Genomic DNA, 8,230 nt, shown 5'->3' with positions numbered 1-8,230 from the left:
AATGTTTTATAAAAAATAAGAGGACAATATGAATAAAAATTTTCAAAACTTTACAATCTTCCCAAAAGAAGAGTCGCTGGTTTCTTTAGTAACATCAAAGAAAATTCTAGCATTAGATTCTATTGCTCTTGGGAATATTGGACTCAGTGCAATTCAAAATAGTGGGATGAGCAAGACTGATTTTATAGGGAAAATAATGCATAATCAATCTTCATCAGATATTGTTATAGATACTTTTTTAGGGAGGATAGGTGTTTTTGTAATTCCTATTGTAAGTGAAGAAATTTACAATGATGATGGACTTGTTAATGCTTTACAGGATGCTATAGCTTTAGCGGAATTATGTGGTGCTAAATGTGCCTCTTTAACCGGGTTGATACCATCTGCTACTAATTATGGTTACGATATTAAAGATAAGAATCCTAATTTCTTGATAACTACTGGACACGGCACAACTACTTCAGCTATGGTCTTAAACATAGAACATGTACTTGATAGTACAAGAAGAAATATAGAGTTGGAAACTATTGCATGTATAGGACTTGGATCAATTGGTCTAACAACACTACAATTAATGCTATCAGTTTTAAGACATCCTAAAAAGCTAATTTTATGTGATATCTTCTCTAAACTAGGAAAGCTAAAAAAAATATCACATATGTTATCCTCGCACTTTAATTATAAAGGTGAAATTTTAATTGCTGAATCTATTAATTGTAAACTTCCGGAATTAGTTTACAATGAAGCAACATTATTGGTTGGTGCAACTAATATTCCTAATATTGTATCCCATAATTTATTAAAACCAGGAATAATTATTGTAGACGATTCTGCACCACATATTTTTGTTCCTCTTAATTGTATAGAACGCTTCAAAAAACAAAAAGATATTTTAGTACTTCAGGGAGGTAAATTAACTCTACCTGTCCCAATACATTTCACGTACTACTATGATAATAGTTTAGGGATAGGTAAAACAGAATTAGAAGAAGTAATGGTTCATTCTAATCCTTATGAAATTATGGGATGTGTATTGGGAAGTATATTGCCGCTTGCTTCAAATAAAACACCAGCTACCTTAGGATTAGTAGAAACTAAGACAGCTATTTCTTATTATAATTTCCTTAAAGAGCAGAGAATTAAAGGCTCTTCATTACAATGTGAGGATTATTATTATCAACAGAATGATATAGCAAAATTTACCGATATATGCAGGGAAAATTGTAAATGATTCTGCGAAAATTTAGCATAATCCAAGTTGGTACAGAAAAGTGATAAATTAGTGAGCAGGCGTAAGCGTTGCCACTTATGCCCTACAGATGTCAAAAGTTAGAAGAGGAAGAGGTTTTAAAGGGTTTCCATAGGTAAAAAATTGGATATAATTAAGTATTAGTTAAAAGATAAAGAGGCTAATAACGTCAGTTTAGGATAAGTGATTAGGAAGTATGAAGTTTAAATTAGATTTTTTAAGGGTGTAGAAGTCAAGATTTGATCTTACAGACCCCATAAATTAACTTATTAGATTGTCAGATAAGTGTTCAAGATACAAGATCTCATTATTTTTTTCAAACGCTAATTTTTTACTATCTTTAAAGGTTTGCATTGGAGTTTTACCATAGCAATACTTGCCGGAATGAGGACGTTCGTTATTATAATAATGTAACCAGGTATCAAGATCTTTTTGCAATTCAAAAAGTGAATTGTAAATCTTTTTACGCATTGCAGTATCATAAAACTCATTTTTCATGGTTTTATGAAACCTCTCACATATCCCGTTAGTTTGAGGGGAATATACTTTTGTAACGGTGGGTTCTATTCCTTCAATACTTAAAAACAATTCAAAGGCATGATGTTCTATATTTCCTTTATATTCAGTACCACGATCAGTTAATATACGTAGTATAGGAATACCTTGTTCTTCGTACCAAGGTAGAACTCTATCATTTAACATATCAGCAGAGGTTATAGCTGTTTTGTCTGTGTATAATTTGGCATCCGTCACCCTGGAATAGCTATCGATAAAAGTTTGACCATAAACCTTACCTATTCCTTTAAAGTTGCCAACATATAGTAAAGGCAGTTGAGTTATGTTAGTGATTGTGATAATATAAAATGAAAAATGTCAACTAGCCCATACAGTATAGATTTAAGAGAAAAAGTAATAAAATATCTAGAAGCAGGAAATAGTCAAAGGTCAGCATCTAGAGTTTTTCAATTGAGCCCTACAACAGTAAATACATGGCATGTAAGGTATAAGAAAGAAGGTCATTATCAAGCAAGGAAGTATAAAGGAGCAAAGCCTAGTATAGAAATGGATGATTTTATCAAGTATGTAGAAGAAAATCCTAATAGCAAAACGGAAGATATTGGTAAGAAATTTGGGATAAGCGCTAGTGGGGCAAGATATTGGCTAAGACAATTGGGATTTAGTTATAAAAAAAAGCCTTTACCTATGTGGAAGCTAATGCTGAAAAGCGATGTAAGTATTTAGAAGATATCAAAGATCTAGCTACAGATGCGCTTGTGTATATAGATGAGAGCGGAATAGAGATGAACATTACCCAAGATAGAGGTTGGGGAAAGAAAGGTCAAACACTACAAGCAAAGAAGAGTGGGAAGTATTACCAAAGGACGAATATTATAGCAGGTTTGGTAGGTAATAAATCTATAGCCCCTTTTGTATTCAATGGCACCTGTAATACCGAACTATTTAATAATTGGGTAGAGCAATTTTTGATAAAAGAGCTTATAGCTGGTCAAGTTGTGATTTTAGACAATGCTGCTTTTCATAAGTCTAAGAAGACTAAAGATTTAATAGAATCAGTAGGATGTAGGGTAATATTTTTACCACCTTACTCTCCTGACCTAAATCCAATAGAGAAATTTTGGGCTAATATGAAAAGGTGGATTAAACAAAAAATCGGGCTTTCACAAGAATTGTATAACACCATTTGTGCATTCTTTGCTGTAACATAACTTAACTGCTTTTACTATAGTAAGAACAGGCGACATACTTTCTGCCATTCTTAAGTAATAATCAGCTACTTTCTCAGCAGCATTAGATGCACCCGATAAAGCACCATTTGTTACTATATCCTTAAAACCTTTCTTTTGGGTGGCAACTGCTCCAAGGCTTGTTATAGCCATACTTTCCTGACCTTTGCTACTTTGGCTAAGTCCGCTAATCACTCCACCGATCATAGCATTTTTTATATGTTTACTACTGGTGGATACTATTTTGCCCTTAATACCATTCATACCATCTGATCCATACACAAGACCTGCTATATTACTGGTGGTTATTAGTTCTGTAGTTGGGTCAATGCAAACCATTTTCTCTAGGCAAATAGTTGCTCTTTCACTTGATAGGTCACTATAGCTGCTTCCTAAAATGCGACAGGTAGTGATATCAAGATTAAAGTTCTTCGGTAAATTGCCTCTTGCCGTTAGTCTAATTACTACAGGACTAGCATTTTCATCAGGAGTATTTAATGCGGTAGATACAGCAAGACCGCCTAATAAATAACCACTAACATAAGAAGTCTCTGGAATATAAATCTTGGCATCTTTTGGTTTATCAAATTCTATTTGGCTGTTTAAGTCTACGGTACTAATATTTGCATCATTAGTTAAATCTTTGACATTTTGCTCTGCTTCTTGGTGAATTTGCTGCATTCTTTTTAGCTCTTCTGTCGCACTTATTAGCTCACTTTTAGCAAAATTTAGCTGAACCTGCATTTTAGCTAGTTCCAATTTTATCTCTTCTTGTAGTTTTTGTTCTTTTTCGATAAAGTTTGTTTCTGCTCCTTGTAAACGTTCATCAAATTTACGTTTATTGTCATTTAGTAAATCCTCAAAGTGGTTACGCCACATTTTCTCTGGGTCTAACGCTTCACTTGCCACCTCTACTTTTGGTTTAGGATTATCATTAATAATTGCTTTGTGCTTATTCTTTCCCTGCATTATGCTGATTAGAACAAGTACAGCAATAATGCTACTGCCAAAAATCATTAATAATAAATTATACTGTTTGTATCTAATAGCCTGATTAGGAGTAATTTCTTCTTTCCCGTCTAATAGCTCTTCACTTGAAGTTTTAAGCTGCTTGCCTTCTGGTAGTTTGTTATTTCTTGTTAGAAATGGTATTTTTTCTTTAAGTTTAGCAAATATGGTCATATCAATCATCGTCTTGCTCCTTTGCTACTACCCAGACAAATCCTTTAGTTTTAGGAGAAAGTATGGTGTTTTCAATAGTGGTAGCTAAACAAAAATCAAATAGATTATTAAAGTATGCTTCTTTAAGATGAATTAGTTTCTTAGAGTTTTTGTTAGTGACGTTTAGCCTTGCTCCAATAAGTTTACCAAAACGATAAATCCTATCTTGCTCTACGGATAGCCCGATATTTTGTAAACGGTTAATTTTTCTCTTTACTCTAATTACGTAATATTTATCTTCTTTATCCAAAACCATACTCCTTATCATCCTTGCAATTTCTTGTTCTTGGGATTGTACTAACCATTTATTGTCAAGAGATGAGGAAAAGATGTTAGATGACTTATTATAAAAATTATCCATGGAAATTTTGATAATTTGCCCCTCTATATCTTCTACCTTAAGTATTAAATCAGCAACGTTCCCAGAAGAATTAACTAAGGCTAGTTCAAAAATTTCAGGAGCTAGAACTTTTGGTAACAAAAAAATATTTTGTGCTTTATCATCAGCTATGATCTTATATTTACTTTCATCACCAATAATTTGTGCTATAGCTATTTTTCCAAATTCTATTCTATTAACATTACTTGCACTTATTTTAGCCTTGATTTTTCTTCCTGGTATATATTCAAATTCCTGTGCTGCAAGTACTCCGCTACTCGTTAATATCATGGCAATCATTAGTGTTATTTTGGTCATCATGTTATTCTCTAGTTTTCTGGTCCTTTATTTTTTCTCTTTATCATTTTCTCTGCTGTGCCGCACTATCTCTGCTTCTTGATTTTCATTGATTCTTACAAATTCTTTGAGTCTAAGCTGCCCACCTAGCCACTCATAAGATAATTGATAAGAAGTAGGGCTGACCTCAAAACCTTTATCGCCAAATCTTGAGGTTAGCATGCCGGCTGCTATTACTTGCAAATTCTTACTATCAACTTCTAAATTCTTGATGGAAAAGTATGTTGATAAGGCAAATTTTTTGTATGTTTCTTTGCTATCGGCAAAATAGTCTTGGATATTTTTCATATAAGTATGATCACTTTGTGAAATATATTTAAATATGATAGCTGCTTTGTAATCTATTATTTCTGAATTTAAATCAAGGAGCAGTGGTAGGTACATTAGGCTTGTTTCTTCCAGATATCCTTTGGAAACTCCATTATTACTAGTCCATATTTCTTGACTAAGACTTGGTACCAAAATTACTTTTTCATTGCTCGTCAATAATTTAACTGATAACCCTAAGCAACTAACGCAAAGTAGCGTCGTTAATATTAAAAACAAATTCCGCTGTCTTGCTACTTGTTGGATGTTACCTATAGCTATTATCTTTTCCATTCTTTAATCCCTAGTTATTCATGTCTATTTACATTTAATATTTAGTATTACTACATAAACAGCCTTATGTGAGACTCTGGTAAATTGGCTGATATAACCAGTCTACCAAATGGCGGATGCCAATAGAGCCAACGCTGGATTATACCAATCCACCATTTATCCATAAACCAACCACCTATCGCAAAACCAATGCTACTCGCCAAAAAAGACCATAACACCCCTTTAAAACATAAAATGATTAACCCAAAGCTAATACCCCCTACTATTGACCCAATAGATATGTTCCAAAATCTCACCGGTTTGTTTAAGCAATTATTAAAACGTACTCTTTCCATAATTGAATCTCGTAAGTAAAAAAGTTAAAAATCAAATATTATGACAATTTATCCTTGATTTAAGCTATAGCAGCCAGTATACCCATACAAATAACACTACTACCGACAAAAACTGTGCCACCACGAACTACTCGAATGCGACCACCACCTTCAGATAGAATAGTTGTGAAAATACCACCAAGCCCAGCTCCATAAACCCAGTAATCCGTTGCAAATTTTACCAGTGGTTCGATGACACCTTTGCCAAATCTACCTAAATCTACCGCTAAACTTTCAGAGGCAATAGTGCTAAGTAAAATGATAATTATTCCATAGCTGAAATATGAGAGAGTATCGCCCCAGTTATTATCTAGGCAATGCTGATCTTTTTGTTTGCTAGTTATTTTGTTAGTTGTGTTTGGTATTTTCTTCGAATCCACCATAATATTCCTCTTTTGTTAATTATTTGCTATTGCCTTTTCTTACTACTTTCTCCGTTGTAGCGACATAACTAAGCTTAAGATGATAAATTATGTTATTTTATTGAAAATAAATAGGGGGCATTATCACCCATTGTTTTTAAGGCAAAAAGTTTTAAAGTAAGTAGTTGTAGGAGATTATGGGGTTTTTGTAAGAGACGTAAGTTTTATAAGGAATATTTTAGCTTATTTGTTGAGACAAATTATAATATTTAATTTAACTGTTCTGTTTGCATGTTTCAGCGGTTATTTTTTTGCTGTCTCTTGTTTGCAGCTTCTTTGTTTTCTTTAGAAAAACATTTGATTTTACTTGCTAATTCGCTGTACTCCTCTTCAGATGTGGGATATGTGTGGTGTTGATAGCACTTAACATATTTAGGTTTGTTGTTAAGTAGTAAGTGCCATCTAGTTAACAAGTACAGAGGTTAGAATAAAACGCAAATTTTACCAATCTAACCTCTAGTACCACATTTTTTTTGTAACCCAAAAAACGGTAGGAAAATCATATGACTAATAACGATCAAAATCAACAACAAGTTAAGGAAATTATTAATCTGCATGAGCTTCAACCAGAATTGATTGAAGCAAGGCTAACATTAACAAAGGTCTTAAAAACACTTTGTTCTAATGATGAGCTAATGCAAAAAGTATACGATTATTCAGAGGATAGTGCTACAATCATTATATGGTATTTACAACAAGTCATAAAGTATTTAGATGCCATCATTGCTAATAATAAAAGTGATACTTGATGCTTTATTAGCTAAATTAGATGTTTATTTAATAATAATTTTAGCCACTGTCTCTAGTTCAACACTGCTATAATAAATTTTACAAAAAAATCACTATATAGTGAAAAACCTCTGTACTTCTGGGGTTAATGAAGATATCTGTGAAGATGACACTACGTGGTGTGGTGTCAAGCACCGAGGTTAGAAGAAACAATCGCAAAATTTTTAAATCTAACCTCAGTGTCCATTTTCTATAACAAAAATAGGGGTTAATTTTATGACTACCAATGTTAAAAATCAACAAAAAAATAATTCAACAAATGAAGAAATAAATAATATCACTAATATTGCTGGACAAATACTTAGAAATGTTTTGCAGAGCAATAACATAACCCACATAGACCTTAGCGAAGAGCATATAGGTTTAGAAGGAATTGAGATACTTAGCAAGGCTTTGGAACATAATGAACTTATAACCACAATAAATCTTTGCGACAACGATATTGGTTTTGAGGAACTAAGTCTCCTTATCAAAATGTTAGAGACTAATCATAGTTTGATTAATATAGATATTGGGTATAACAACATTGGTATTCAGGGGCTAATCATACTAGCGGAATTTCTAGAAAATAATGAAACTATAAAGCAAATAAATCTTAATCACAATAATATTGGTGATCAGGGAGCAGATATATTAGCAGAACTTCTAACAAAAAATAAAATTATAAAGCAAGTGAATCTCTGTGACAATAATATTAGTGATCAAGGAGCAATCATACTAGCAGAGTTTCTAAAAAATAATAGCACTCTAAAGCAAATGGATATCAATATTAATAATATTGGTGACGTTGGGCTTGTCCAGATTGTTAAAGCTTTGGAAACTAATAGAACCATCAGCCAAATAGATATTAGCTATAATTACATTACTGACAATGGGGCAATAGAACTGGTGAAAATTCTGGAGTCTAATAAAATTAGAAGCAAAATAATAATAGATTTCTCAGATTTTGAAAATAAAAATACTAGTTATGAAGTAGAAGAGTTGTTAACTCAGGTTTTAGAGAACCATAACAAAAAACTAATGGTATAATTTTTAAAAATATTCACCTTTTAAAATAGTAAATGCTTGAAAGTAGCAGAATTTTAGTTTAATCT

10 protein-coding genes and 1 pseudogene are annotated in these 8,230 nt (G+C 32.4%); 5 read left to right on the top strand and 6 right to left on the bottom strand.

What is annotated here, in order from left to right; genetic code table 11:
- The first annotated feature begins 28 nt into the window (after positions 1–28).
- Positions 29–1,231 carry a hypothetical protein gene (locus tag AAGD42_RS06330; RefSeq protein ID WP_341752673.1) on the top strand — a complete coding sequence of 401 codons (1,203 nt, stop codon included), beginning with the start codon at positions 29–31 and terminating at the stop codon, positions 1,229–1,231.
- A 279-nt stretch (positions 1,232–1,510) separates the two neighbouring features.
- On the opposite strand, the pseudogene AAGD42_RS06325 reads toward AAGD42_RS06330, so the two are convergent.
- Positions 1,511–2,068 (bottom strand): annotated as a pseudogene (locus AAGD42_RS06325) (integrase core domain-containing protein); the annotation flags it as partial.
- Positions 2,069–2,119: 51 nt separating this feature from the next.
- On the opposite strand from AAGD42_RS06325, the gene AAGD42_RS06320 reads away from it, so the two are divergent.
- Both AAGD42_RS06320 and AAGD42_RS06315 read left to right on the top strand, forming a co-directional pair.
- Complete coding sequence (locus tag AAGD42_RS06320) at positions 2,120–2,491, top strand: helix-turn-helix domain-containing protein (RefSeq protein WP_341749594.1); 372 nt, start codon at positions 2,120–2,122, stop codon at positions 2,489–2,491.
- Entirely contained in the window at positions 2,455–2,976 is a 522-nt protein-coding gene (locus tag AAGD42_RS06315) for an IS630 family transposase (protein WP_341749620.1), read from the top strand. Before AAGD42_RS06320 ends, AAGD42_RS06315 begins: the two co-directional genes overlap by 37 nt.
- Here the strand turns inward: AAGD42_RS06315 and AAGD42_RS06310 are convergent.
- The 5 genes from AAGD42_RS06310 to AAGD42_RS06290 are packed head-to-tail and all read right to left on the bottom strand — an operon-like array spanning position 2,929 to position 6,308.
- Entirely contained in the window at positions 2,929–4,185 is a 1,257-nt protein-coding gene (locus tag AAGD42_RS06310) for a TraB/VirB10 family protein (protein WP_341752672.1), read from the bottom strand. The genes AAGD42_RS06315 and AAGD42_RS06310 overlap by 48 nt on opposite strands.
- On the bottom strand, positions 4,178–4,912 hold the full coding sequence (locus AAGD42_RS06305; RefSeq protein ID WP_341752671.1) for a type-F conjugative transfer system secretin TraK: 735 nt from the start codon (positions 4,910–4,912) through the stop codon (positions 4,178–4,180). Before AAGD42_RS06305 ends, AAGD42_RS06310 begins: the two co-directional genes overlap by 8 nt.
- Positions 4,913–4,939: 27 nt before the next feature.
- Complete coding sequence (locus AAGD42_RS06300) at positions 4,940–5,551, bottom strand: TraE/TraK family type IV conjugative transfer system protein (RefSeq protein ID WP_341752670.1); 612 nt, start codon at positions 5,549–5,551, stop codon at positions 4,940–4,942.
- A gap of 50 nt (positions 5,552–5,601) precedes the next feature.
- Complete coding sequence (locus AAGD42_RS06295; protein WP_341752669.1) at positions 5,602–5,886, bottom strand: hypothetical protein; 285 nt, start codon at positions 5,884–5,886, stop codon at positions 5,602–5,604.
- Between the two features lie 59 nt (positions 5,887–5,945).
- Positions 5,946–6,308 (bottom strand): hypothetical protein, encoded by a 363-nt coding sequence (locus tag AAGD42_RS06290; protein ID WP_341752668.1) that lies wholly within the window; start codon positions 6,306–6,308, stop codon positions 5,946–5,948.
- Positions 6,309–6,850: 542 nt separating this feature from the next.
- Here AAGD42_RS06290 and AAGD42_RS06285 point away from each other — a divergent pair.
- The gene (locus AAGD42_RS06285) at positions 6,851–7,096 is read left to right on the top strand and encodes a hypothetical protein (RefSeq protein ID WP_341752667.1); all 246 of its coding nucleotides are present in this window, start codon (positions 6,851–6,853) and stop codon (positions 7,094–7,096) included.
- 256 nt (positions 7,097–7,352) lie between these two features.
- Positions 7,353–8,165, top strand: coding sequence for a hypothetical protein (locus AAGD42_RS06280; protein ID WP_341752666.1), 813 nt, complete (start codon positions 7,353–7,355; stop codon positions 8,163–8,165).
- Positions 8,166–8,230: the final 65 nt, after the last annotated feature.

Source organism: Candidatus Tisiphia endosymbiont of Dioctria linearis (genome assembly GCF_964026545.1).
Lineage (GTDB): Bacteria > Pseudomonadota > Alphaproteobacteria > Rickettsiales > Rickettsiaceae > Tisiphia.
The sequence above is the reverse complement of the archived record's forward strand: the minus strand, read 5'-3'. Positions and strand labels throughout refer to the sequence as shown.

What these genes read in the sequence shown, in the direction of transcription:
- AAGD42_RS06320 (WP_341749594.1), top strand. Translation starts at nt 2,120, where the DNA reads ATGTCAACTAGCCCATACAGTATAGATTTAAGAGAAAAAGTAATAAAA.
- AAGD42_RS06300 (WP_341752670.1), bottom strand. Translation starts at nt 5,551, where the DNA reads ATGGAAAAGATAATAGCTATAGGTAACATCCAACAAGTAGCAAGACAG.
- AAGD42_RS06280 (WP_341752666.1), top strand. Translation starts at nt 7,353, where the DNA reads ATGACTACCAATGTTAAAAATCAACAAAAAAATAATTCAACAAATGAA.
- AAGD42_RS06310 (WP_341752672.1), bottom strand. Translation starts at nt 4,185, where the DNA reads ATGATTGATATGACCATATTTGCTAAACTTAAAGAAAAAATACCATTT.
- AAGD42_RS06285 (WP_341752667.1), top strand. Translation starts at nt 6,851, where the DNA reads ATGACTAATAACGATCAAAATCAACAACAAGTTAAGGAAATTATTAAT.
- AAGD42_RS06290 (WP_341752668.1), bottom strand. Translation starts at nt 6,308, where the DNA reads ATGGTGGATTCGAAGAAAATACCAAACACAACTAACAAAATAACTAGC.
- AAGD42_RS06330 (WP_341752673.1), top strand. Translation starts at nt 29, where the DNA reads ATGAATAAAAATTTTCAAAACTTTACAATCTTCCCAAAAGAAGAGTCG.
- AAGD42_RS06295 (WP_341752669.1), bottom strand. Translation starts at nt 5,886, where the DNA reads ATGGAAAGAGTACGTTTTAATAATTGCTTAAACAAACCGGTGAGATTT.
- AAGD42_RS06305 (WP_341752671.1), bottom strand. Translation starts at nt 4,912, where the DNA reads ATGACCAAAATAACACTAATGATTGCCATGATATTAACGAGTAGCGGA.